Here is a 23844-nt window from a genome sequence, read left to right as displayed (position 1 = left end):
TCTATGAACAGTTTCCTCTCGCTCATACCGCGCTTCGCCGAAGCCATCCTCGTTACGCTCGAGGTCAGCTTGCTCGCGGCCTTTATCGGCGCGCTGGGTGGCTTCGTGTTGAACGCGCTGCGGCTGCGGTTTCCGCGCTGGCTTGCTGGACCGTATCGCGTCTATGTGTGGCTCGTGCGTGGTACGCCGTATCTGTCGCAACTCGTGATTGTCTATTTTGGCTTGCCCGTGATCGGCATCACCATGACCGCCGTGCAGGCAACTATTGTGTCGCTGGCGTTCTATTCCGCGGCCTACTTCGCGGAGATTTTTCGCGCCGGCTGGGCCAGCATTCCGCGCGGCCACATGGAAGCGGCGCGCGCCTTTGGCATCAGCCGGTGGGCCGCTTTTCGCGGCATCGAAATGCCCCAGGCGATCGCGTTTGCCATTCCGTTGCTCGCGAACCAGACCATTCTTGTCATTAAGGAAAGCGCAGTGGCGTCGATCATCACCGTGCCTGAATTGACGATGACGGCAAGCGACATTGTCGCCTCGACTTATACGTACATCGCGCCGTACGCGATGTTGATCGTGTGCTACTGGCTTCTCACGCAATGCATCGCCATCGCCGCTCGGTGTGCGCAGGCGATGATTGCTCCTTCGCGGAAAACTTCATGAGTTCATTGCCCATTCTCGAACTGCGCGCCGTGGGTAAATCGTATGGCGCCAATCGCGTGCTCAAGGGCATCGACCTCGCGGTGACGCGCGGTGAAATAGTCTCGCTGATCGGGCCTTCGGGTTCCGGCAAGACGACCGCGCTGCGCTGCATGAATTTCCTCGAAGCCTACGATGAAGGCGAAGTGTGGATCAAAGGCCAGTTGCTCGGTTACCGCTCGGCGGGCCGCTCGGAACGTGATCGCGATAGTGAAAAGAGCATCGCGGAAGTTCGTCGGCCTGTGTCCATGGTGTTCCAGCAATTCAATCTCTGGCCGCACATGACCGTGCTGGGTAACGTGGCTGCGCCGCTGGTGTTGTCGAAGAAAACGAGCAGGGCCGATGCGCATAAACAGGCGCTGGCTGCACTTACGCGCGTCGGCCTCGCTGAAAAAGCGGATGCTTACCCCACGTCTCTCAGCGGCGGTCAGCAACAACGCGTGGGCATCGCGCGCGCGTTGGCAATCGAACCGGAAGTGATGCTGCTGGACGAGCCAACCTCTGCGCTCGATCCTGAACTCGTGGAAGAAGTATTGAGCGTGATCCGTTCGCTTGCGCAAGACGGCATGACCATGGTCATGGTCACGCACGAGATGAGCTTCGCTGCGAAGATCTCGGACCACGTAGTGTTCATGGAAGCCGGGCAGATTGTGGAAGCCGGACCGCCAGAACAGATTTTCGGCAACACTCGCACGCCGCGTTTGCAGCAGTTCCTGAAGCCGTGGTTCGATCGCAGTCTGACCTCTGTCACTGGAGTCGCATGATGCAGGACGACGCACTCAGGGCGAGCTCTTATGTCGATGCATCGCGTCTGCTCGATTCCATCGAAACGCTAGCTCATTTCGGTGCGGGCGAAGACGGAGGCGTGGATCGCCCGGCGCTGTCTCCCACGGACATACACGCGCGGCGCCATCTGATCGAACGCGCCATCACGCTCGGCTGCACCGTACGCACCGACGCCTGCGCGAACCTGTTTTTCCGTCGCGCGGGTCTCGAAGCCCTTCCACCGGTAATGACCGGCAGCCATGTCGATACGCAGCCGACCGGCGGCAAGCTCGATGGCTGCTACGGCGTGCTCGCAGGCTTCGAATGCCTCGCCGCACTGAACGATGCCGGTATCCAAACGCGCCGCCCGCTCGAAGTCGCGGCGTGGACCAACGAAGAAGGCACGCGTTTTCAACCGGGCGCGATGGGATCGAGCGCGTTCGTCGATCCGGGTTTGCTCGAGCATTATTACCCGGCAAAAGACGGCGATGGCATCACGCTCGCCGCCGCACTTGCTACTCACTGTGAAGCGTTTCCCACGCTCGAAACGCGTGCCGTAGAAAAGGCGGCGCATGCGTTTATCGAGTTGCATATTGAGCAAGGACCGTTGCTCGAACTCGCCAATATTCCCCTCGGCGTGGTCAAGGGCATTCAAGGCGTGCGCTGGTACGCGGTGCGTTGCAAGGGCGTCGCAGCGCACGCGGGCACCACGCCTATGCATGCGCGCCACGACGCCATGACGCTCGCCGTGCGCATACGCGCCGAGATCGCGGCCCTCGCGCATCAGCTAGGCGGCGACGACACCCGCATCACCTTCGGCCGCTGGACCGTGCTGCCAAACTCGATCAACACGATTGCATCGGAGGTCACGTTCAGCATCGACTTCCGCCATCCGGACCCGGCCGTGCTCGGCGCGTTCGATCGCAAGCTTCTGGACTGCACGGCGCGAAACGCCGTGACATCGGAGGCGCTCTTCATTCATCCGCCCGTCGACTTCGCACCCGCCGTGATTCAACGCGTAGCCGATGCATGCCACGCGCTTGGCGTGCCATCGCTGAGCATCACGTCGGGTGCATTTCACGACGCCATGTATCTGGCGAAACATTGCCCGAGCGCGATGCTGTTTGTTCCGAGTCGCGGCGGCATCAGCCACAACCCGCTGGAAGCCACCGACGACGATCACCTTGTACTGGGCGCACGCGCACTCGCGCACTGCCTGGTTAATCTCTGCAACGAAGCACCTTGAAACCGATACGACCGAAGGAGTCACCATGAGCACGCCGCACGTTGAACATCGTCACGACAACAGCCACGCACTCGGCGAAAACGCCACGCTGCGCGAACCCATTTCCGCCGACGGCACGCCCGAGATCGGCAAGACGTACACGGTCCCGGCGCGCAATGGCCGCGCGGTGCGCGTGAAGTCGGGCCAGACGATCCGCATCACGAATACACATGGCACCCAGGTCTGCGATACGTGGATCTTCAACGCCGATCACCTCGATGAATTCCTGTCATTCGAACATGCACGCGCATCGCTCGACAAGGTGATTCCGCAGGCTGGCGATCCGCTGATGACCAATCATCGCCGACCGATTGCCGAGTTCGTCACGGACACATCGCCGGGTGTGCACGACACGCTGATGGCCGCCTGCGACCTGTATCGCTACAAGAACCTGGGCGTAGCCGGCTATCACGATAACTGCGCCGACAACATGCGCATGGCGCTGAAGGCAATCGGTCTGCGCGCCCGCGAAGTGCCGCAACCGTTCAACCTGTGGATGAACATTCCGATCAAGCCGGACTATTCGATCGAATGGCTCGCGCCGGTATCGAAGGCGAGCGATTACGTGGATATCAAGGCGCTGATGGATTGCGTCGTGGTGATGTCCGCTTGCCCGCAGGATATTATTCCGATCAACGCGCTCAATCCGCTGGAAGTCGAGTTCACGGTGCTCGCGTAGATCCCCTACTTTTAGAAAGAGCCTTCCCGGTGGCCACAAAAAAAACTGCAACACGCAAACCGGCGAACCCGCGCCGGGCACAAGCCAAGCCGCTCGAAGCGCAGCCCGATCCGGCCGCGGCGCTCGGCGTGCGTCTCAAACACGCGCGCATGGTCAAGCAGTTGACGCTGAAAGCGCTCGCAGCGGAGGCCGGTTGCTCGGAGAGCATGTTGTCCAAACTCGAAGGCGGCCACGCGCAGCCTTCGCTTGCCACGCTGCACAAGATCGCGCTGGCGTTGTCGACCAACGTGGGTGCGCTCGTCTCGGGACCGGACATCAATACATCGCCCGTACAGCGTGCGAACGAGCGTCCCACCACCGAGTTCCCGTCTGCCGGCAAGCGTCTTTCGATCATGCTTGAACGGGTGATCGTGCCCGCTGCGGGACAACTGCTGCAAAGCGATATCCACGTGATCGCCCCGCTTGCCAGCAGCGACGAGCAGATCAGCCATGCAGGCGAAGAACTCGGTTATGTGATTGAAGGCGAGTTCGAACTGACGCTCGGCGATGACTGTTATCTGCTGCATGCCGGCGACACCTTCTATTTCCCCAGCACGGTGCCGCACAGCTATCGCAACCCCGGCAAGACTGTGACACGCGTGCTGTGGACCAATACACCGCCTACCTTCTGACGAGAACCTCATGCCCGGCACCGATCGAAGCCAGATGGCGTTACCCCGTTTCAGCGGCATTCCCACCTTCATGCGCGTGCCGTACTGCACGAGTATCGATCAACTCGATATCGTGCTGGCCGGCGTGCCGTTCGACGGCGGCGTAACAGCGCGACCTGGTGCGCGTTTCGGTCCGCGCGAGATTCGCAACATGTCGAGCATGACGCGTGCGATCCATCATGTGACACGTTTTAATCCGTTCGATGTCTGCCGCGTGGGCGATATAGGCGATGTGCCCTTCACCGACCTCTATCATCTGGAACGCTCGCATGAGGACATCCGGCGTTTCTTCGAGCCCGTCTTCGCGGCTGGCAAGATCCCGTTGAGCGCGGGCGGCGATCATTCCATCACCTATCCGATCTTCCAGGCGATGGCGCCGAAGCAACCTATCGGCATGGTGCATATCGATGCACACACGGACACTTGGGATAATTTCAAGGGATCGAAATTCACGCACGGCGCACCGTTTCGCCGTGCGGTGGAAGCGGGTTTGCTCGACCCGAAGCGGACCATTCAGATCGGCATTCGCGGTGCGCAGAATTCCGACGAAGGCTGGCGCTATTCGCTGGAGAGCGGCATGCGGGTGGTGTTTATCGAAGAGTTCGAGGCACGGGGCGTGGGTGCGATCATCGATGAAGCACGCAAGGTGGTGGGTGATGGCCCGACCTACCTTTCGCTCGATGTCGACGGGCTCGATCCGGTCTTCACGCCCGGTACGGGCACGCCTGAAATAGGTGGGCTGACGACGCGTGAAACCCTGGCGTTGCTGCGCGGACTCGACGGGTTGAATTGGATCGGCGGTGATGTGGTGGAAGTGTCACCGCCTTACGATCCGAGCGGTAATACTGCGCTTGTTGCCGCTACGCTGATGTATGAAATCCTGTGTTTGCTGGCGCGGCGATTCGAATGAGAGCCTTAGTGGTCGGGGGTGATGCCCCCGACCACCGGCGCCGGCAGACGAAAACCCAAACCCGTTCGCCGGCGCGAGCGATCCTATGTCGGTAAGTCCTGCCCCTTCGTTTCCGGCGCAAAAGGGATCACCGCAAGCCCGATCACAAACGCAACGGCAGTCAGTGCAATAGGCACGCCGAGCGTCTTCATGTGCAGCACCATTGCGCCGATCCCAAAGTTCACGATCGCCCCAAAAAACCGCCCTATCGATGTACAGAAAGCGAACGCCGTAGCACGCACGCGGGTTTCGAACTGCTCCGGCAACCACAGGCTGAACAACGCGAAGTTGCCGCCGAAGAAACCCAGCACCACCAGCAACGCGATAAACGGCACAAGCCCATTCTCCAAATAGAAGGCCCAGCCGAACGCCAGTACGATCGATAACGCCATACCCACGAAGTACACCGCCAGTGTAAGTTTGCGGCCAATACGCTCGGCAATAGGCGGCAACGCGAGACAACCGATAATCGTGCCGATCGACAACAAGCCTGTCGCAATCGATGCGGTTCGTGCAGCGTCCGCCTTCGTCATGCCGGCCTTCGTTGCAAGTTGAATGACGGCGGATGGTTCGTACACGGCCCCCGCCCACAGGCCAATAATCGCCACGGTCAACAACACCGTCGCAACGATGGTCCGCTGTTTATATTGCGCGGAAAAAATCGTTCGCAACGAACTGGCCTGCTTGACCACCGTTGCTTCGACCTTCTGCCACTTGTCGGTTTCCTTCACGCGCAGCAACACAATGATGGACACGATCACCGGCACTACGCCGACCAGGAACATCGCGCGCCAGCCAAAGGTTGCGCCGATCGTATAGTTAAGTGCAGCGGCCATGAAGAAGCCAGCGTAATACCCCGTCTGCAGATAACCCGCACCCATCTTGCGACGATCTTCCGGCCACGCTTCAGCAACATAAGTGCCGGCCAGCGCCCACTCCCCGCCAATACCCACGCCCGCAAGAAAGCGATAAATGCCCAGCTCCCACACCGTGTGCGAGGTCGCGGCAAGCCCGGTAAAGATCGCAAAGGTGAAGATGGTCGCGGCGAGCACCTTGGTGCGCCCGAAGCGGTCGGCAAGCGGCCCCCAAATGAAAGACAGCCCCCAACCCACGAGGAACAGCGCGAACAGGATCGACCCAGCCAATCCGACATTTGCCGGCGTGGCCGCGTAGCCTGACCTCGGCAACAGTTCCGTCAGCGCGGGCGCCAGTACCAGCGCATAGATGAACGAGTCCATGCCATCGAGCGTCCATCCCGCCCAGGCACCCCAGAAGCCTACTATCTGGGTCCGGTTAAGTGGCGTACGCGTGCGCCGGGCGGCGCCTATCGAACGTTCCAGCGTGCTTGGCATGACTGTCTTCCTCGTAGGTGTGACCTGATATGAACCTGATATAAGCGACGCACTCTCTTCGGTTGACCGGGCGTCTGCGGGTAAGCACCGGGTCTTGCGTTCCCGGCCTAAAGTGCAATTTCATATATAATATTTGAAAACGAGCTGTTGACCACTCCGCACTTGTACCTAGCTTCGGTAGGAAAAAGCATGAAAAACGAGCTGAATCCCCTGTTCCGCGAGGCGCAATTCGAGCCGCGCCAAAGCACGCCGCGTTATATAGCGGACGCGTTGCGCTCGGCGATTGTCGAAGGCACCCTGCTGCCGGGTGAGCCGCTGCGGCAAGACGCTATCGCCAGGCAGTTCTCCGTCAGCGCCATTCCCGTACGCGAGGCGTTCAGGCAACTGGACAGCGAGGGCTGGGTCACTATCGAGCAGAATCGCGGTGCATCGGTGAGTCTGCAATCGCCCGATGAAGCCCGCGAGATCTACGAGATCCGCGCGTCGCTGGAGAGTCTCGCGATCGGTATCGCGATCGAACGTCATACGGAGGCAACGCTGGCTGAGGCGCGCAAATTGCTGGAGGCCGCGGCCAACGAGCCGGACCCTGCGCTGTATGTAGTACGCAACGAGCAGTTCCATATGAGCCTGTATGCGCCCGCCGAGCGTCCTCATCTGATGGAACTGATCGGTACGATGCATCGGCGAGGCGAGCGTTATCTGCGGCTCAAGTTCGGTATGCCCACGTTCAAAGGCCAGTCGGACGCCGAGCACGAAGCCATTCTCGAGGCGTTGCGCGCCCGCGATACCGAAGCGGCCCAAACACTTGTCGCACGCCATCTGCTCGCGACGGGCGAACTGGTTTATCGTTTTCTCCACGATGCGCAAATGCAGGCTCAAGCCGCGCAGCCGAAGAAGCGCCGCCGTGCTTCCACTTCGCGGTCAGCCTGATCGCTGGATCCATTCAATACCGAGGCCACCGCATGAATCCTCCCGCCCAAGCTGAAACCGTCCCGGCACCGCGTCAGTGGAACACGCGTGCACTGGAAAAGGCCCGGCGCCTGAAGGCTATCGAAGGCTGGCTCGACAACGGCGTGCTCAAAGCAGAACGCATCGTCGATGCCCTCGAAACCCTGATTCAATCCGGCGATCGTGTCGCGCTGGAAGGCAACAACCAGAAGCAAGCCGACTTCCTCTCGCGCGCATTCGCCAAGCTCGATCCGGCACGTGTGCACGACGTGCATCTCCTCATATCCAGCATCAGCCGGCCCGAACATCTGACGTTGTTCGAACGTGGCATTGCCCGGAAAGTGGACTTCTCGTTCGCGGGGCCGCAGAGCCTGCGCGTGGCGCAATTGCTCGAAGACGGGCAACTCGAGATCGGCGCGATCTATACGTATATCGAGTTGTATGCGCGCATGTTCATCGACCTGACGCCGCAAGTCGCGCTGGTCTGCGCGGTGCAGGCCGATCGCCACGGCAATTTGTATACGGGTCCGAACACTGAGGACACGCCGACCATCGTTGAGGCGACTGCGTTCCGTCATGGCATCGTGGTGGCGCAGGTGAACGAGATCGTCGACGAATTGCCGCGCGTCGATATTCCAGGTTCATGGGTCGATGTAGTCGTGCAGGCCGACCGGCCGTTTGCCGTCGAACCGCTGTTCACGCGCGATCCGCGTCATATCGGCGAGTTGCAGATCCTCATGGCGATGATGACCATTCGCGGCATCTACGAGCGTTATGGCGTGACGGCGCTGAATCACGGCATCGGCTTCGATACCGCCGCGATCGAATTGCTGCTGCCGACCTATGGCGCGGCGCATGGCCTGAAAGGCAAGATCTGCACGCACTGGGCGCTCAATCCGCATCCCACGCTGATCCCGGCTATCGAAAGCGGCTGGGTGGAAAGCGTGCATTGTTTCGGCAGCGAAGTGGGCATGGAGGATTACATCGAAGCGCGCTCGGATGTGTTCTTTACCGGCCGCGACGGCAGCCTGCGATCGAACCGCGTGCTGTGCCAGCTTGCGGGTCAATATGGCGTCGATCTGTTTATCGGCTCGACGCTGCAGATGGACGCCGACGCGAACTCATCTACCGTGACGCTCGGCCGCCTCGCCGGATTCGGCGGTGCGCCGAACATGGGACACGATCCGCGCGGACGCCGTCATTCGAGCGCGGCGTGGTTATCGCTGATGAAAAACGACGGGCCGAACAACGCGATCGGACGCGGTCATAAGCTCGTTGTTCAAACCGCCGAAACCTTCAAGAAGGGCGGCGAGCCGACCATTGTGGATGCGCTCGATGCCATCGCCGTCGGCAAGCAGAGCAACATGCCGATTGCCCCGGTGATGATCTACGGCGACGACGTGAGCCATGTGGTCACTGAAGAAGGGATCGCGTATCTGCACGCGGCCGAAGGCGTGGAGGAGCGCCGTGCGGCGTTGAGCGCGGTGGCGGGCGTGACACCCATCGGCATGCGCGCCGACCCCGCCAAGACGGCGGAATTGCGTCGACGGGGCATTGTTGCGTATCCGGAAGACCTCGGCATCCGGCGCGGCGAAGCGAAACGCTCGTTGCTGGCGGCACGGAGTATCGACGATCTGGTCGCGTGGTCGGGCGGGCTGTATCAGCCGCCGGCAAAATTCCGCGGCTGGTGAAACGCGATGGCCTGCACTCAACCCGTATTCTTCGACATTGCCTGCGACCCATCGATCATCGCGGATAAAGCAGTCACAGCGTTGATCGACGAAGCGTGCCTCACGCCGAAACCCGCGCTGGTGGACCGGCGTGGAAGCGGTGCGCATCGCGATCTCGACCTCGACACCATGCTTCGTTCGGCGCGTTCGTTGCGATCAACTTTTCTTGAGCTGGCGTGCGCAGCCATTGGCGAAAAACCCTCGCAACGGCTGCGTGAGCAACTTGCGCGTATCGGCCGCGAAGGTGAAGTCGCTATGCTGCGTGCAACGAATGGCAGCAATGCGCATCGTGGGGCGATCTGGGTCGTTGGCTTGTTATGCGCCGCTGCCGCAATGAGTCCGCTCAGCGACCCCTCCGTACTCTGTGCGCAAGCCGCCGCTATCGCGCGCTTCGACGATCGTTTCGCGCCGTCGCCCAACGCGTTGAGTAACGGTGCGCGCGTGGTCCAGCGCTTCGGCGTGGCGGGCGCGCGCGGGCAGGCCGCAGAGGGTTTTCCGCACGTGCTCGAAGCCGGCTTGCCCGCGTTGCATCGATCGCGTGCGAATGGCGCGACCGAAGACGAAGCGCGGCTCGATGCGTTGCTCGCCATCATTGCGACGCTCGATGACACCTGCGTGCTGCATCGTGGCGGCCGCGTCGCGCTCGAAGCGGCGCAATCCGGCGCGCGCGACGTGCTGCAAGCAGGCGGCGCAGCGCAACCGCAAGGCCGCGCCGCGCTCACCCGTCTCGATCACCGGCTAACCGAACTGAACGCATCGCCCGGTGGCGCCGCGGATCTGCTGGCCGCCACCCTCTTCCTCGACACCTTGCCGCGCGTCGACTGACGCGGAGAACACGCCATGGAAAACTTGCGCTATGAATATCCCGCCACCCGCCCCGTGCCGCAACGCGCGCATGTGGGCGTGGTCGGCTCGGGCGACCTGGAAATCCTGCTGTCGCCATCGGAGAGTCAACACGCGGAAGTCGTGATCCGCACGAGCGTGGACGGTTATGAACACGTCTGGAAAAGCGTGCTCGACCGTTTCTTCTCGCGCTACGACGGCGCCGCCCGACTCGAACTCAACGACTTCGGCGCGACGCCCGGTGTCGTCATGTTGCGCCTCGCCGAAGCGGTTGAAGCGAGCGAAGGAGATGCACCGTGAGCGCCCACGATATCTTCATCGCGCAGCATAGTTTTATCGAACTGACCGCACGCGAGCGCGCCCGTGCATTGCTCGACGCAGGCACCTTTCGCGAGTTGATCGGGCCATTCGACCAGCTGGAATCGCCGTGGCTCGCCATGCAGAATGTCGTCTGCCAGTCCGACGACGGCGTGGTTATCGCACGCGGTAAGCTCGGTGGCGAGGCGGCGGTTATCGCTGCGATCGAGCCCGCGTTCCAGGGCGGCAGCATCGGCGAAGTGTCGGGTGCGAAGATCGCGGCGGCGCTTGAACTGGCTGTGCGCGAGCTCGAAGCGGGCCGCAAGATACGGCCAGTGATCTTGTTCGAAACCGGCGGTGTCAGGCTGCAGGAAGCGAATCTCGGGCTCGCGGTCATCGCGGAGATTCAGGCGGCGATCGTCGCGTTGCGTCGATACGTGCCGGTCGTCGGTGTGATCGGCGGCATGGTGGGCTGCTTCGGCGGAATGTCGCTTGCGGCGGCCTTATGCAGCCGGCTCGTGATGACACGGCAGGCGCGGCTGGGGATGAACGGACCTGAAGTCATCGAACAGGAAGCGGGCGTGGAGGAGCTCGATTCACGCGATCGTCGGCTTATCTGGTCGATGATTGGCGGCGAACAACGTACCGCCGTGGGTCTTGCTGATACTCTCGTGGAAGACGATACGAATCAGGTTCGCGACGCCGTGCTCAGCGCGTTCGAACGCGGTGTGCCGGCGAGCCATCGAACAGAACAGGTCGATGCGCAACTTGAACGGCTTGCGCGCGTCGATCCATCGACAATCGACCCCGCTGTGTTGCGGACGCTTTGGCAAGGAGATGCATGATGGAAGCATCACGTGGGCAGATCTGGTTCGACGCGTTGACGTCGGGCAAAGGATCGGCGTCGAACAACGAAGGTCCGATCCGCAACGCCGATGCGCCGCTCGGCGAGACGACCGCGCGTTTCATCACCGTCGTTCCCGATCCGCATAACCGCTTTCCGCGCGCAACCGATAACGTGGTCGGCCTCGAACAAGGCTGGCTGCTCGCGCGCGCCGTACGCAACGCGATAGATGCGGACCGCGAGACTTCGGTCAAGCGTCCTATCGTGGCTATCGTCGATGTGAAAAGCCAGGCTTATGGACGCCGCGAAGAATTGCTCGGCGTCCATCTCGCGTGCGCTGCCGCCGTCGATGCCTACGCGAGTGCGCGGCTTGCCGGACATCCGGTGATTGCGCTGATCGTTGGCCCGGCGATGTCCGGCGCGTTCCTCGCGCATGGTTATCAGGCGAACCGGATCATCGCGCTGGACGCGGACGGCATCAGCGTGCACGCGATGGGCAAGGAAGCGGCCGCGCGTGTCACGCGGCGCAATGTGGAAGGACTCGATGAACTCGGCGACCGCGTGCTGCCTATGTCGTACAAGATGAGCGCTTACGCGAAGCTTGGGCTGCTGCATGAGCTGATTGCCGGCATTGATGCGGATACGCCTGGACAAGAAGATATTGGACGCGTGCGGGCATCGTTGATCGCGGCTATCGACGATGCTCGGCAAGGACCGCGCGATCTGTCGTCGCGATTGAAATCGGCGGATGCGAAGCAGATTCGCGCGGCGTCGATAGAAGTCCGCAAGCGCATGGCGGAGCAATGGGACGCGTCGTGAGCCCACACGATCTGCTGCGGCTTGCGCCAGGTACGCCCAATTTTTCGGATGCGCCGGCGTGGATCCCGGCGTCATTGAAACGCGCACCGTTCGTGGTGGTTCGACGGGCCGTGTCGTTGAACGGCTTGATCGCGGTTGGCGTTCGGGGCGAGACACGCGGCGAACGCTTTGGCTCCTGGCTTGACCCGCGTTATGTTGAACTGGTGCTGAGGCCGGAAGCGCTTAGGAAGCTGAAGCCTTTAATGACGCGCAAGAGCTTGCCCGCGTTTGCATTGCTTCAAGCGATCTCCCCCCTCTGCAATGCAAGCGGCTACGTTTGGGGACCCACCGGCAGCGTCGGCTTCGAACTGGCGAGTGGCTGTCCAACGGTCACGCAAACGAGCGATCTCGATCTGCTGATGCGCGCGCCTGAGCGACTGGACCGCACCACCGCGAAGACATTATTCGATGCTCTCTCCCAAGCAGCGCTCGACCACGGCACACGCGTTGATATGCAAATCCAGACGCATGACGCCGCGTTCTCACTGGCCGAATTCGCGCACCCGGGCGCACGCGTGATGATGCGTTGCGCCGATGGCCCGAAGCTCGTCGCCGATCCCTGGCAGGCGGATTGCGCCGCATGATCGCGTTCCTCTTCCCCGGTCAAGGCTCGCAATTCGCGGACTTTTTGCACACGCTCGGCGGCGCCACGCCGCACGCACGGATTGCTGAGACCATCGAAGAAGCCTCCGACGTGCTGCATATCGACGTGCTCAATCTCGACCATGCCGATGCATTGAATTCGACCGTCGCCGTGCAGATCAGCTTGCTGGTCGCGGGTGTAGCCACGGTGCGGGCACTACACGATGAAGGCATCGTGCCGGACGTGGTGGCAGGTTTATCGGTGGGGGCTTATGGCGCGGCGGTCGCGTGCGAAGCCATTTCTTTCGATGACGCTTTAAAGCTCCTGCACCTGCGCGCGCAATTGATGGAGCGCGCTTATCCGCAGGGTTACGGAATGCTCGCTGTGTCCGGTCTTGGCGAGCGCGAGCTCGACGCGGTGATCGCGAATGCTCATACGCAGGCCGCTTACATCGCGAACTTGAATGCACCGCGACAGATCGTGGTCGCAGGCGCCGACGCGGATCTCGACCGCGTGCGCGAACGCGCGCTAAAAGCCGGCGCGCGCAAGGCCGAGCGGCTTGCGGTGAGCGTACCGTCCCATTGCGTGCTTCTCGACGATGCCGCTCGCGAACTCACCGAAGCCGCGAGCAGGATCGCGTTTCGTGCGCCATCGATTCCGTATATCAGCAATCGCGGCGCGCGGCCCTTGCGTCAGGCCGATGTCATTCGCACCGACCTCGCGACCAACCTGCGATATCCCGTTCGCTGGCACGACTCGACTATCGTACTGGGCGAACTCGGAGCGCAGGTGTTCGTCGAAATGCCGCCGGGGCGCACGCTGACGCAACTAGCCGAAGACGCGCTGCCTGGGATCGCGAAGGTCGCTGTGGAGCAGACATCGATTACATCGGCCGCCGCGCTGATACGGGCACGTGGCGGGTGCCAGACAAAGTGAAATCTGTTTCAGTAAATACTACACATTGAGAGAAATTTTTGCGAAAGGATCGGCGGGTGAAGGTCCGTTATCTGGGACGGTGCAGCGGTCATTCATCCTTCTGTCGGCAGGTCATTGGCCGTTGAGGACATTCATCGCTGGCCGACACGGTTTAGCGACGCTCACAAGAAGGGCTATCGCTGCGAGCATTCGGATCAGATTGAAGTTATTGTCGCGCTTTCCCGTGTACGCGTTCCCCAAGATCATAGACACTCCGTGTTTGTCTGCTTAGGCTTTAATGGCGTAGATCACTTTCATTGGGACCTGCTGTGATTTTGCTATGGTGACATCTGCCAGGCGGGCAGAGAATCCGACTTTTGATACTCGCTCGCAAATATCATGGTAACTGTGACGCCAAAACGTCAGGGCCGACTCCGGTCCACCGGTTCGGCTGTCGTGATATTCCGGTTCTCCAAAAAACTTGATCCCGTCGAGGCCTATCGCGGCAAGTTGCTGCGTTGTGGCGTAGTCGTATAGCGGCACGGTAAAAATCAACGCGCCGCCTTTTTTCAAGACTCGAAAGCACTCGCTATACCCTCGTATATCGTCTGGAACGTGTTCGAAAACTTGGTTTGACGTGATCAGATCGAGGCTCTCGTCCCCAAATGACAGGTTTTGGACATCCTGGCTCAGAGTCCCATTTACGATTTCGCCAGAAGGAACTTCAGAAAAGAACTCACTGGATGTCACATGGTGGAAAGTTCTTTTCAGGAAGGCGAGAACCGCACCGTAGGTCGACATCTCCCAGACCCTATCGATGTTGCTGTGCGCTGCATGCGACTTGATCACGGGAATCAACGATAGGTTCGTCGCATTGGTACCGCATGTTAAGCATCTCGTCATGAATGGGCTGCCACCCAGTGACAGAAAGAGGTGGCCATTGCAGTTAGGGCACTCGGCACGACTCAGCCGCCACTTGAAAATGTTGTCTGCCCATTGTAAGTACCGCAACGCGGCCCGCCATCTGGGTGGAACTGCGATGCTCGCTAAGGCGGATTTAGGGCGTGGGGTTGAACTAGTAGTCACGTTGCTTTCCTTAAAGTGAAGAACTTTCAGGTTTTGCTGCCTACGGTATGCCTACTGGACTCGGTAATGGCCAACCGGAACATCGTGAGTTACGGGTCGTTTGGTGTGAAATAGCAGCAGGATCTATCAGGATGCTAGCAATGATTAAACCCGGTCCGAGCGCCGGGCTTGTCGGTCATAGCATCGAAGCATCTCGTGCACCGAAGTCCGATCGGGACAATGCGTCGACGATCGTGCACTCAGCAGCATGCAAGAGCTAACGTAGCTATTGAGCAACCGGACATGGGTGCCGCGGACACGGATCGTCCGCTTCGGGCCGACCCTTGCCTGTCCGCGATCGGCGGCACGCGACCCGGAGTGGCCCTTCGGATTTGCCGATAGCGGCCGTTCAACATATACGGCTAACGCGCTGGTACGATGCCACCCGTGCTCCACTAGCATCGAAGTAAATCGGCCAATGAAATTCAACATTGAGGGTAAAGCGGGCATCGCAGCGCCGACGCAGGCTCAAATCAGCCGCGCAATTAAGTCGTTGCGAAGTTATGGACCGTCCTCCTATGCCTCTTTGACAGATGACGCCGGAAATTATGTGCAGGTTGCAGGTGGCGGCGTCTCCTGCATGGTTGAGCAATTCGAAATTGACGGGGAAAGGCGGCGGAGGGCATTCCATGACAAGCCCAGTCCTGTGCGTCCAAACGGCACGATTCTATTGTTCGGCGCGGGCAACGTTCCCATGCAGTCGGATGAGTGGTTCATGTCCGATCAGGTAGTGGAAATATTTCTAGCCTTCCTGGACGGAAAAGCATTTCCGCCATCCATTCATTGGCGGCCAGCCCCTGGGTTTTAATCCTGAGCTTTGCTTGACGCGCACCCTGTGTCCCCTCTCGGTCGCCGTCAACCTGACCTTTGCCTAGCGACGGACCTGTTTGTCAACGATCTGGCCGGCGATGTCCGATGGCCGTAGCTGGCCGCACTGGCACGTTCTCCGATCCGCGTTGCCAGCCCCAGACATGATCGTCAGGAGCCGCTTCCAGTCACACCGCAGCAAGTCGCGGTCAGACTAGCGATAGTTAATCAAGTTGACGATGTCATTGAGGAACCACGGCAGAATCAATTGCGTATCGGGATAGCTAACACCGACTCTGAGCCTCGGTGGCGTTGACGTGGAGTCACCGGACATCGCACCGTTAGTAGTGTGCAGAATGTAGGTATCAGTGTCGGCCGGACTTGGCCGGGCGGTCTGATTATTCGCGGGCGACCATGTCGAGGAGCAGCCGGCGGTGAGCACGACGAAGGCCGCTGCGAAGCAAAAGGGCTTCATGATGGCGTGAACTCCAGCAACGTTACTTTGACAATATGGCCGATGATGAATTCGTCCCGGTACGTGGCTGGACTCTGCCGAACGCAGGAGGCGCAGTCCGACCCGTTCCAGCCCTTCGGCGAGTTTTGCCGACGTCTCCACCCCTTTCAAGAGCGGCCGTTCCTAGACGCAGACCAAAACGGACTTCGCTCCGGTGGTAGATGATCGGTCCTGCCCGTGCTTGCGACAAATAATCACATCGTGGGCATGACGGTTTCGGGTCCATGGCATCTACAAGCGCTCTCTCGCCGACGCTCACAGACTTTATGCCAGCCCAGTGCATCCGAGCGCCGTTCTCAAGCTAAATACGACTACATCTGTAAGCAGTATGGCATTTCAGGGATTAGTCGCGTAGAACTCTATCCTGAACATACAAGTTAAGTCGGCTGCGTAATGACGATGATGTAGAGGTCTGCGAAGGACATAATCTCTATGCATGCGGAATCAAGCGCAGCTGCGCATTTCCAGGTTTCTCAATTCCGTCCCATGCGGAATGACTACATTGATGTGTACTCGAATTGCGAACTTATGCGCGCAAGATGATTGATAACTAAGGGGCGATGATTGAAGCCGCCCAACCGGGGGAGCGTACGGAAGTTATAGAATTCAATTCAACTTTCCAGGAGTTAAGTCATGAAAAACTTTTTATCAACCCTAGCGCTACTCGCATCTCTCCCGATTCACGCCCAGACAGTTAATAATCTGTTAGCACCCAATACTCCCGCACCGTATTTCACTGGAGCATCTGATGGAGATCTCGCAGGCTCCAACAATATCTCAGAACTAGATGTGCATTCGCTACTTTACTCTGGAAACTCCACACAAGTATATGTGCAATACATGCCTTGGTGGAGTGGTACGCACAATGGCAGTAGTATCAATGTCGGATACAATTCGAACGATCCAGCTTATATCCAGGACATGCTGGCATCTGTCGCAGGTCGAGGAATCAATGGCCTAATCGTAGACTGGTACGGTCCATCCGATAATACTACTCCATGGTGGGACACCACAGTTTCTTACTTTTCTGGAGCACCATCACTCAAATTCGCAATCATGGTTGATGCAGGAATGCTATCTGAGCCGTGCAACCAATGCAATAATCAACAGACGCTGCTAGCGGGTCTTGCATACATGCAATCGCATTATTTTTCCAATTCGCAATACCTAACAGATGGAGGTAAACAAGTTGTATTTGATTTCGGGATGACAGCTGTATCCGGAATCAACTGGACGACTGTCCAGAATGACTACCCAAATATCAAATGGATCCACCTAGATAACGCAACTAGTCCTTCTGGATTTGCGATTACCAAGAGTGCCGGTTCATTCTTGTGGATAGACCCTCCTCCGTATCCCACGCAGGAATCGCAAGCAGATATGTCGGAACCTGATTACTTCTACACCAATGCGCAGAGCTACCCGACGAAGATTGCTTTCGGGGGGGCGTTCGCAGGATTTGATAACTCTCTTGCAGCGTGGAATAACGGCCAACCGCAATACATTCCACAGAACTGTGGAGCAACTTGGTTAGCAACATTTGCACAAGTAAACAACTACTACAGCTCTACGCATCAGTTACCGTATCTCCAGTTAATTACTTGGAATGATTACGAAGAAGGTACGGAGGTCGAAACGGGAATTAAGACCTGCTCGGCCGCAGCGGCTTCTGTCTCCGGTCACACGGTAACTCTAAGCCTTACTCATCCGGAAACCATCGACCACTTCGAGCTCTGGAAGAAAATCAACTCCACCACCTATAACTACATTCAAGATGAGGCGAAAAGTGTTGGCTCCTTCACCGTTCCTACCTCAGGAACTTATTATCTGAAGGGTATCGGAGTTCCTTTCATGCAGAACTTCGTTTCGAACTCGATAACTATTAATTGAGCGAATGGGACGTCTATGATAGCTATAACTCGTTGATTGCGAGATGCTGTCGGAAGCCGCCCCACGTTATTTCCACCCAACGGTCAACTGTGCAGGATTGCGAAGATGGAGCCCCGATGGCGAGTCCGAAGATCGAAGCCGCAAGCCAGCGGTGGTAGATCTTCATACCGTCGACTGCGGCACCCTTGTATCCACGATCGACAATGGCGACTTCCGAAATGGCGTCCCTCGGGATCGCCGCCTGCGCCAACGCTTCAGCCAGCGTATGACCGTCGTACGGATTGGCCGGCATTGAGCGCATGTCAACTACCAGTCCTTCGTTCTGAATCGGGTCGAACGAAAAGCGTCGTCGGTCAAAATGACCGACGGAATCTAAACCGCCGCTCACAGCGCTTCAAAAAGAAGCTGGCTCGCCTGGCGACTCGCTGCTCATCAGCAGACGTTCGCCAATCAACTGCGAAGGACCGCTCATGGCCGCCCGCTGCCTATCGGTGATCGGCCCTTCATGACCCTGTCGGGTCTTCCAAGATCTCTCAAGAAACAATTTCAAGTAGTTGAAAAGACGAGTTATTTTCAATCAGATTGTCCTTGTGGCTGTATGGGCACGAGGTCGAGCCCCATGGCAGCGGCCCTTTTCTTGAGGTGAAAGAGCACGCGTTGCTGATAGCGTTCCTCGTAGTAGGCCTGCCCCTGATCGACGTATGCCGTGCCTTTGGTGAGCATGGCGTAGATCAGGCGTGCAAGTTTGTGTGCGACGGCGGTTACGGCTTTGGCCTTGTCTAGACGCCCGCACATACGTCGATAATAGGCGCCCAGGGCAGACTGGCTGGGGCGAAGTCCGACGGCAGCGAGCTTGAGGGCCTGGGCGGCGCGATTGGCGTTGCCTTTGGTTGCGCCCGAAAGGAGCTTGCCTCCAGATATCTTGGTTCCGGGGCACAAGCCAAGCCAGGAGGCAAAGTGCTTGGCGCTTTTGAAGCGGGACAGATCGGGGCCGACCTCGGCAATCACCTTCAGTGCCGTACTAACGTCGATGCCATCAATGGCAGTCAGGTCTACGCCGCAGATTTGGAACAGGTAGGTGCGCACATCAAACTTTGGGGCATTCTTGACCTTGCTGATGCGACGTCGCTTTGACGGTCCAGGCTCGGCTTGGGTTCGACTCAGCGTTCTTAGCATGCTTTCCAGTTGCACGTCACAGCGCTGGAGCGCTTGAGAATAGGCATCGAACAGTTCAACCGACTGAGCCAGGACAAACAGGTGTTCTTCCCGCCAGTTGCCCCGCAGCGACCTAGCGATCTCCTCTTTGCTCGCCCGAATTCGTGCGTGCTTGAGCTCAGCCAGCTTCAGCGGATCGCGCTCGCCAGCAACGATGGCGCGCAAAATCCTCTGCCCCGTCTCCCCGGCAACATCGGAAATGACGTTGGTCAACTGCACGTTCATTTGCGTGAGAGCCTTTTGCATATGCTGCACATGCCGCGCCTGGTAGGACAGCAGCATTGCGCGCTGTCGCATCACCGCGCGCAACGCACAGATCTCGTCCCTCGGACGAAACGCTCCTGACAACAGCCCGTAACTCATCAGCTGCTGCAACCATTGGCAGTCCAGCACGTCCGACTTGCGGCCCGAGACGTTCTTGACGTGCCGGGCGTTGACCAGATACACCCTCAGGCCCCTTGATTCCAGCAACTCGAACAGGGCAATCCAGTACACCCCTGTCGATTCCATTGCCACCGTGTCTACGCCGCACGCGACCAGCCAATCCGCCAGTCGCTCCAGGTCCTCCGTGAAACTCCGGAATTCCCGCACGGGCTGGTCGTCCCGATCAGGCGGTACTGCCACAAAATGACTTGCGGAACCGACATCTATTCCCGCGGCATTCGGGTTCGCTATTTCCAGCTTGACTCGCGTGCGCTGCGCCATTCTCCACTCCATAATTAATAGAGGAATGCCGCGCCGCTGAGGGTACGTCGTCACTGCTCAATCTCTCAAACGGGATGTTCGCTCGCACGAACTCACCAATGTCGCCGACGTGACCCCGGACCACGCTCGAAATCGGGCGTTCATAGCACCATTAAAATTTCGGTCTTCAGTGGCGCGACATGCCACCTTACCAAACCCGAAACCGCCGCTACGTTTCTTCGGAACGCCTGCCGTGCAGCGGTTACTACGCTCGTTAGCGGACCATCGTGACCGATTGATGCGGAGAAGCCTCAATCCGAGATTTTGAAATGTGATTCCCGTCCGGCGATGTGTGCGAGTTCGAAAATCGGGTCGCTATCGGATGCCGTCTTGGTGTATCACGGTCGTTTCCGTGCGGGATCCGTAGTGCTTCGTGACTTCGGCGCCGTTCATCAGTTTGGACGATTTCAGGATTGGACTCACCGCCACATACATCCGATCGGGATCGGAGCCGTACATATACAAATAGCCATCATTGCCATCGATGTGATATTCCGTTTCACCAAGTTCGCCGACACCCGCGCGCTTAATTGCGCTTTCTAGCCGATGTTCCAGAACGCCAATTCGCGCCCGGTCCTTAGGGTAGAAATCGAAATGGACCATCATTACCGGTCCTGGTGGCCTCTGTGGTTGTTCCGAAGCTGCGCTGCCTGCGAACAAAACTGTGCATAGAACCGCGACGAATACTTTTATTCTCAACATGGGTGCGATATCGTCCGCGAAATGAAGATCAATTGTCGACGATGTAGACAGTCCCGTCGAGCGTCCCTTGGCGGTCGCACTCTAACCGGCGATGCGGTTGGATCTGCTGAGGTAACCATCTCCTTGCGCGACGCGTTTCTGCAGGCGCTACCCGCGCGAGACGCGACGTCGGGACAGACGCCATGAGCGCCGGCCCACGCAATCTGCGGATCGATGCACTGCGCGGCGTATCTATCCTGCTTGTGCTGCTGCATCACTTCAGCATCGCTTACGCACTGAGCGATACGGCCGTCGCGCGCACATTCGGCTGGGACGCCGTGCATGCGGTGGTCCGAAACGGCAACTATGGCGTCACGATGTTCTTCGTCATCTCGGGCTACCTGATCACGTCAAACGCGCGGCGTCGATGGGGCCGTCTCAGTGCAATCAACGCGCGCACGTTCTATGTGTCGCGCATCGCGCGCATCATGCCGTGCCTGCTCCTGCTGCTCGTCCTCGTCAACGCGCTTGCGGTGGCCAGCGTGCCGATATTCCGTAATCATGCGCCGCTTGGCGTGCCTGTGTCGTTCTGGCTGGTCAATTTGGCGTCGTTGACTTTCTGGATGAACGTGCTGATTGGCACACACGGCTGGGTCAATTACGCGCTCGGCGTGCTGTGGTCGCTGTCGGTCGAAGAGGTGTTCTACCTGTCGTTTCCGCTGCTTTGCGTAGCACTACGCCGCGATGGGCGACTGCTCGCGTTCTGGGCGTTCATCGTCGCGATCGGCCCTGTATATCGTGCGACGCATTCGGGCGACGAAGGTGGATTTCTCTACGCGAACTTCGCGTGCTTCGACGGAATCGCGATCGGCTGCTGTACGGCGCTTTTGGCCGACCGGCCTCTGTGGCGCGCACTCGCGATGCGCGGCACGCAATGGCTGGCGGTCGCCGGAATGACGGTTCTCTATCTTGCGTGGCCCATCGCGCAAAGCCATGTCTTCGGGGTGACCGGCATCGCGCTCGGCACGGCCGTGCTGCTGATCGGCGCGCACGCCAATGGTGCTCGCGACAGCGCTCGCCTGCTGGCACCGCTACGCTGGAGCGGCAAACTCAGCTACGAGCTTTATTTGTTTCATCTCGTTGTGCTCAGCGGGCTTCGCACACTCTTTCCGCCATCGGCGACGCACGGGAATGAGAAACTGCTGTTGCTCGGCGTTTATCTGGTGCTATCGGCTACCGTGAGCACACTGATCGCGCGAGGCTATGCGACTCCGCTCGATCGCTTCGTTAAACGGCAGTGGCTGCGCGCCTCAGCGCGGGGTCCGGACGGCGCCCGCCTTTGACACCGCGGCCCGCGTCACCGCGACGCGAATTCTGCGCGCCGCTCTACGGGACCATGTTTCCTGCACCGCTTGCATCGATTGTCTGGCGCGATCCGTCGCAGCCATGAATCGAAGAAACGGGTGCGATCGGCTACTGCATTCGGTCACTGGAATCGAAATCGGCTGCTCAGGCAGTCGAGGGTATTGTTTGCTCACTTGACACCTGGCCCGCTAATGGGTGTCAACGATTCATACACCATCGTCGAAAGAAACTGGCCGAACCCGGTCCGATGCCGAACAACTGAAGTCGACCCACACGAGACAGACAGGTCGCCCCAAAGCGGCCATGCAATTTGAAAAGTGGCTGCGCAACACAACCGATCGACGCAACACTAGCTTCCGTGGCGCGAGAAGATGTGAGCCGAGCGTCGCACGCAGATTTACGCGTGGGGATCCGTTGGATTGCGCTGCTTACTAAAATCGTGACGGTCCCCGTGTCTTTGCCATCACATTCAATTTGCGACGATGTTGAACACGCGGCGGTACATGAGGTGTTGAGAGCCGACGCCAGTCCCCTTTGCGTAGTAGAGGTAGCCCGTCTGATCCGAAGTCCGGTCGGACGGCTGATCAGTGCTGACAATAGTCGGATACCAGTTGAACGGCGATGGCGGCTTCGTCGAGAAGGTCACGGTTGAATCTGGAACAGGAGCTTTCAGAATGACAACGCCCGGCGTCCAGCTAATCAGATCGAGAGATGTCTGGGCGTAAATTCCGCCATTTCCGATACTGACCATTAGAAACTGATTGAGATAGGTATTGAATGAGACTTGGGGTTGTCGCATATCGCCTGGGACTGTGGGATCGAGAACAATGTTCAACGGCGTGAATGTGCCCCCCAGGCCTGCAGTGCTAAAAGAGCCGCCGCTGTACTTTTGCCAACTCCCCGGCATGCCGTCGCTTGCGATCGGTGCTCGTGCGATCGCGAAGCCAGTCACCCTGCTCTGCGGATCGATTTCGCGAAAGACAACGTAGATGTACCCTCCGGACTCGACGGCCGAAGGCGTGAGCGCGCCTGCTCCGCCACTGGCCTGCGTCGGCAATTGGGGATCGTGAGCCCCGATAATCTCCCCCTCCCGCGTCCACGTCACGCCTCCGTCGCTAGACCGCGCGAGCCCTATAGCGACATAGAACGGATTACCCGAAGAGAGAACACCGTTGAAGAGGTGATTTTCGGCGTGATAGATCATCAATAGATCGATCCCGTTGGCAGACGGGAACACGCTGCCCGCACCGACGTAGTCGGCATCGAACGCGGTGGTTCGAGGTCCGGAGGGTAGCAAGACGCCTGTCGGAACGCCTCCGGAAGCCACGAGCGACGTAAAGGACAGCAAATCCGGACTCGCCAATCCGTAGGTCCCTGCACTACCACCGCCAGCGACCCAAAGCCGAAAGCTTCCGTCCGCCTGACGCCGAAACGACAAATGTTCATCCGGGTTGTCCGCTCCGAAGGGTGAGTCCGGGGGGATGACATTTTGTTCGTCTGAGCTCACGATGAACGATGAAATCGACTTTACAGTGGAGGCTGGCGCGGCCGTGTTTCCACTGCCTCCGCAGCCACATAACGACAGAATCACCGCAAAGGTGATGTTTCGTTTCCGGCTGTAAACTGAAAACCGCAGCGAAGATCGAAAGGACAGCAGCGAATGATTGAGCATGAGACCCTCACCTTGGTTAAGCTAGGTTGGCCGAAGCTAGGGGCATTAAACCGGGAGTGTATTTCAAGCAGAGGGCGGCAACAAAACGCTGCCTTGGTCGAACAGGTGTCGGCCGCGTCGCGAGCGCTTGCTGAGCAGGCGAAGGCATTCCGCAAGACTGTTGCGGTATTACGGTTGCACGATGACTATACAGTGACGGTATCGGGATCTACGGTCTGACTGAGGCCGTCATCGGCCAACCCTTAACCGGTTCGGAGGCGTCTTCCAAATTCGAGCGCTTTGATTGCTATCGATCCGGGCACCGATGTCGAACAGCCGCAACCGATTCTGGTCTATCCGCCACGAACAGATGTCGAGCCACTGCAGCCATGCAACTTTCT

General features: G+C 59.0%; 23 protein-coding genes and 1 pseudogene. 17 read left to right on the top strand and 7 right to left on the bottom strand.

What is annotated here, in order from left to right; all coding sequences use genetic code 11:
* Positions 1-3: 3 nt before the first annotated feature.
* From EOS_RS22455 to speB, 6 genes are all read left to right on the top strand, one after another.
* Positions 4-657, top strand: a complete 654-nt coding sequence (locus tag EOS_RS22455) for an amino acid ABC transporter permease (RefSeq protein ID WP_047848903.1) — start codon at positions 4-6, stop codon at positions 655-657.
* Positions 654-1457: an amino acid ABC transporter ATP-binding protein gene (locus EOS_RS22450; RefSeq protein WP_047848902.1), complete on the top strand. Its 804-nt coding sequence runs from the start codon at positions 654-656 to the stop codon at positions 1455-1457. Before EOS_RS22455 ends, EOS_RS22450 begins: the two co-directional genes overlap by 4 nt.
* Positions 1454-2704 carry a M20 family metallo-hydrolase gene (locus EOS_RS22445; RefSeq protein ID WP_047848901.1) on the top strand — a complete coding sequence of 417 codons (1251 nt, stop codon included), beginning with the start codon at positions 1454-1456 and terminating at the stop codon, positions 2702-2704. Before EOS_RS22450 ends, EOS_RS22445 begins: the two co-directional genes overlap by 4 nt.
* 25 nt (positions 2705-2729) lie before the next feature.
* Positions 2730-3422 carry a DUF1989 domain-containing protein gene (locus EOS_RS22440; RefSeq protein WP_047848900.1) on the top strand — a complete coding sequence of 231 codons (693 nt, stop codon included), beginning with the start codon at positions 2730-2732 and terminating at the stop codon, positions 3420-3422.
* A gap of 128 nt (positions 3423-3550) precedes the next feature.
* The gene (locus tag EOS_RS22435; protein WP_082163477.1) at positions 3551-4093 is read left to right on the top strand and encodes a cupin domain-containing protein; all 543 of its coding nucleotides are present in this window, start codon (positions 3551-3553) and stop codon (positions 4091-4093) included.
* Between the two features lie 10 nt (positions 4094-4103).
* Positions 4104-5042: an agmatinase gene (gene speB, locus EOS_RS22430; RefSeq protein WP_047848899.1), complete on the top strand. Its 939-nt coding sequence runs from the start codon at positions 4104-4106 to the stop codon at positions 5040-5042.
* Positions 5043-5125: 83 nt separating this feature from the next.
* On the opposite strand, the gene EOS_RS22425 is transcribed toward speB, so the two are convergent.
* Positions 5126-6433 carry an MFS transporter gene (locus tag EOS_RS22425; RefSeq protein ID WP_047848898.1) on the bottom strand — a complete coding sequence of 436 codons (1308 nt, stop codon included), beginning with the start codon at positions 6431-6433 and terminating at the stop codon, positions 5126-5128.
* Between the two features lie 189 nt (positions 6434-6622).
* Between EOS_RS22425 and EOS_RS22420 the strand changes: the two genes are divergently transcribed.
* Genes EOS_RS22420 through mdcH form a run of 8 tightly spaced genes read left to right on the top strand, consistent with a single transcriptional unit; the run spans position 6623 to position 13472 of the window.
* Positions 6623-7363, top strand: coding sequence for a GntR family transcriptional regulator (locus tag EOS_RS22420; RefSeq protein WP_047848897.1), 741 nt, complete (start codon positions 6623-6625; stop codon positions 7361-7363).
* A 32-nt stretch (positions 7364-7395) separates the two neighbouring features.
* Positions 7396-9072, top strand: a complete 1677-nt coding sequence (gene mdcA / locus EOS_RS22415; RefSeq protein ID WP_047848896.1) for a malonate decarboxylase subunit alpha — start codon at positions 7396-7398, stop codon at positions 9070-9072.
* A 6-nt stretch (positions 9073-9078) separates the two neighbouring features.
* Entirely contained in the window at positions 9079-9936 is an 858-nt protein-coding gene (locus EOS_RS22410; RefSeq protein WP_047848895.1) for a triphosphoribosyl-dephospho-CoA synthase, read from the top strand.
* A gap of 15 nt (positions 9937-9951) precedes the next feature.
* Positions 9952-10254, top strand: coding sequence for a malonate decarboxylase subunit delta (locus tag EOS_RS22405; RefSeq protein ID WP_047848894.1), 303 nt, complete (start codon positions 9952-9954; stop codon positions 10252-10254).
* Positions 10251-11096, top strand: coding sequence for a biotin-independent malonate decarboxylase subunit beta (locus EOS_RS22400; RefSeq protein WP_047848893.1), 846 nt, complete (start codon positions 10251-10253; stop codon positions 11094-11096). The genes EOS_RS22405 and EOS_RS22400 overlap by 4 nt, the downstream gene beginning before the upstream one ends.
* Positions 11093-11914 (top strand): biotin-independent malonate decarboxylase subunit gamma, encoded by an 822-nt coding sequence (gene mdcE, locus EOS_RS22395; protein WP_047848892.1) that lies wholly within the window; start codon positions 11093-11095, stop codon positions 11912-11914. The genes EOS_RS22400 and mdcE overlap by 4 nt, the downstream gene beginning before the upstream one ends.
* Complete coding sequence (locus EOS_RS22390) at positions 11911-12537, top strand: malonate decarboxylase holo-ACP synthase (RefSeq protein WP_235442918.1); 627 nt, start codon at positions 11911-11913, stop codon at positions 12535-12537. The genes mdcE and EOS_RS22390 overlap by 4 nt, the downstream gene beginning before the upstream one ends.
* Complete coding sequence (gene mdcH / locus EOS_RS22385) at positions 12534-13472, top strand: malonate decarboxylase subunit epsilon (protein ID WP_047848890.1); 939 nt, start codon at positions 12534-12536, stop codon at positions 13470-13472. The genes EOS_RS22390 and mdcH overlap by 4 nt, the downstream gene beginning before the upstream one ends.
* A 267-nt stretch (positions 13473-13739) precedes the next feature.
* Here mdcH and EOS_RS47140 read toward each other — a convergent pair whose 3' ends face one another.
* Positions 13740-14252, bottom strand: a complete 513-nt coding sequence (locus EOS_RS47140; RefSeq protein ID WP_160312519.1) for a class I SAM-dependent methyltransferase — start codon at positions 14250-14252, stop codon at positions 13740-13742.
* A 742-nt stretch (positions 14253-14994) separates the two neighbouring features.
* Between EOS_RS47140 and EOS_RS22375 the strand changes: the two genes are divergently transcribed.
* Positions 14995-15384, top strand: a complete 390-nt coding sequence (locus EOS_RS22375) for a hypothetical protein (protein WP_047848889.1) — start codon at positions 14995-14997, stop codon at positions 15382-15384.
* A 213-nt stretch (positions 15385-15597) separates the two neighbouring features.
* Here EOS_RS22375 and EOS_RS48215 read toward each other — a convergent pair whose 3' ends face one another.
* Positions 15598-16008, bottom strand: a complete 411-nt coding sequence (locus tag EOS_RS48215; protein WP_235442917.1) for a hypothetical protein — start codon at positions 16006-16008, stop codon at positions 15598-15600.
* Positions 16009-16530: 522 nt separating this feature from the next.
* On the opposite strand from EOS_RS48215, the gene EOS_RS46380 reads away from it, so the two are divergent.
* On the top strand, positions 16531-17787 hold the full coding sequence (locus EOS_RS46380) for a glycoside hydrolase family 71/99 protein (protein WP_152693161.1): 1257 nt from the start codon (positions 16531-16533) through the stop codon (positions 17785-17787).
* 157 nt (positions 17788-17944) lie between these two features.
* Here EOS_RS46380 and EOS_RS48210 read toward each other — a convergent pair.
* The 3 genes and pseudogenes from EOS_RS48210 to EOS_RS22355 all read right to left on the bottom strand — a co-directional run.
* A pseudogene (locus EOS_RS48210) lies at positions 17945-18106 on the bottom strand (IS5/IS1182 family transposase); the annotation flags it as partial.
* A 254-nt stretch (positions 18107-18360) separates the two neighbouring features.
* Positions 18361-19707 (bottom strand): IS110 family RNA-guided transposase, encoded by a 1347-nt coding sequence (locus tag EOS_RS22360; protein WP_047848887.1) that lies wholly within the window; start codon positions 19705-19707, stop codon positions 18361-18363.
* Between the two features lie 354 nt (positions 19708-20061).
* Positions 20062-20352, bottom strand: coding sequence for a hypothetical protein (locus EOS_RS22355; RefSeq protein ID WP_047847947.1), 291 nt, complete (start codon positions 20350-20352; stop codon positions 20062-20064).
* A 278-nt stretch (positions 20353-20630) separates the two neighbouring features.
* Between EOS_RS22355 and EOS_RS22350 the strand changes: the two genes are divergently transcribed.
* Positions 20631-21770 (top strand): acyltransferase family protein, encoded by a 1140-nt coding sequence (locus EOS_RS22350; RefSeq protein WP_047848886.1) that lies wholly within the window; start codon positions 20631-20633, stop codon positions 21768-21770.
* Between the two features lie 491 nt (positions 21771-22261).
* Here EOS_RS22350 and EOS_RS22345 read toward each other — a convergent pair whose 3' ends face one another.
* On the bottom strand, positions 22262-23464 hold the full coding sequence (locus EOS_RS22345; RefSeq protein ID WP_152693159.1) for a hypothetical protein: 1203 nt from the start codon (positions 23462-23464) through the stop codon (positions 22262-22264).
* Positions 23465-23844 lie beyond the last annotated feature (380 nt).

The sequence above is a fragment of the Caballeronia mineralivorans PML1(12) genome (assembly GCF_001028175.1).
Classification (GTDB): Bacteria; Pseudomonadota; Gammaproteobacteria; order Burkholderiales; family Burkholderiaceae; genus Caballeronia; species Caballeronia mineralivorans.
This window is presented reverse-complemented; position numbering and strand designations above follow the sequence as displayed.

Excerpts from the sequence above, each read along its gene's own strand:
- EOS_RS22410 (WP_047848895.1), top strand. The coding sequence starts at position 9,079 with ATGGCCTGCACTCAACCCGTATTCTTCGACATTGCCTGCGACCCATCG.
- EOS_RS22440 (WP_047848900.1), top strand. The coding sequence starts at position 2,730 with ATGAGCACGCCGCACGTTGAACATCGTCACGACAACAGCCACGCACTC.
- EOS_RS22445 (WP_047848901.1), top strand. The coding sequence starts at position 1,454 with ATGATGCAGGACGACGCACTCAGGGCGAGCTCTTATGTCGATGCATCG.
- EOS_RS22345 (WP_152693159.1), bottom strand. The coding sequence starts at position 23,464 with ATGCTCAATCATTCGCTGCTGTCCTTTCGATCTTCGCTGCGGTTTTCA.
- EOS_RS22375 (WP_047848889.1), top strand. The coding sequence starts at position 14,995 with ATGAAATTCAACATTGAGGGTAAAGCGGGCATCGCAGCGCCGACGCAG.
- EOS_RS22405 (WP_047848894.1), top strand. The coding sequence starts at position 9,952 with ATGGAAAACTTGCGCTATGAATATCCCGCCACCCGCCCCGTGCCGCAA.
- speB (WP_047848899.1), top strand. The coding sequence starts at position 4,104 with ATGCCCGGCACCGATCGAAGCCAGATGGCGTTACCCCGTTTCAGCGGC.
- mdcH (WP_047848890.1), top strand. The coding sequence starts at position 12,534 with ATGATCGCGTTCCTCTTCCCCGGTCAAGGCTCGCAATTCGCGGACTTT.
- EOS_RS22355 (WP_047847947.1), bottom strand. The coding sequence starts at position 20,352 with ATGATGGTCCATTTCGATTTCTACCCTAAGGACCGGGCGCGAATTGGC.
- EOS_RS46380 (WP_152693161.1), top strand. The coding sequence starts at position 16,531 with ATGAAAAACTTTTTATCAACCCTAGCGCTACTCGCATCTCTCCCGATT.
- EOS_RS22360 (WP_047848887.1), bottom strand. The coding sequence starts at position 19,707 with ATGGCGCAGCGCACGCGAGTCAAGCTGGAAATAGCGAACCCGAATGCC.
- EOS_RS22455 (WP_047848903.1), top strand. The coding sequence starts at position 4 with ATGAACAGTTTCCTCTCGCTCATACCGCGCTTCGCCGAAGCCATCCTC.
- EOS_RS22350 (WP_047848886.1), top strand. The coding sequence starts at position 20,631 with ATGAGCGCCGGCCCACGCAATCTGCGGATCGATGCACTGCGCGGCGTA.
- mdcE (WP_047848892.1), top strand. The coding sequence starts at position 11,093 with ATGATGGAAGCATCACGTGGGCAGATCTGGTTCGACGCGTTGACGTCG.
- EOS_RS22450 (WP_047848902.1), top strand. The coding sequence starts at position 654 with ATGAGTTCATTGCCCATTCTCGAACTGCGCGCCGTGGGTAAATCGTAT.
- EOS_RS47140 (WP_160312519.1), bottom strand. The coding sequence starts at position 14,252 with ATGTCGACCTACGGTGCGGTTCTCGCCTTCCTGAAAAGAACTTTCCAC.
- mdcA (WP_047848896.1), top strand. The coding sequence starts at position 7,396 with ATGAATCCTCCCGCCCAAGCTGAAACCGTCCCGGCACCGCGTCAGTGG.
- EOS_RS22420 (WP_047848897.1), top strand. The coding sequence starts at position 6,623 with ATGAAAAACGAGCTGAATCCCCTGTTCCGCGAGGCGCAATTCGAGCCG.
- EOS_RS22425 (WP_047848898.1), bottom strand. The coding sequence starts at position 6,433 with ATGCCAAGCACGCTGGAACGTTCGATAGGCGCCGCCCGGCGCACGCGT.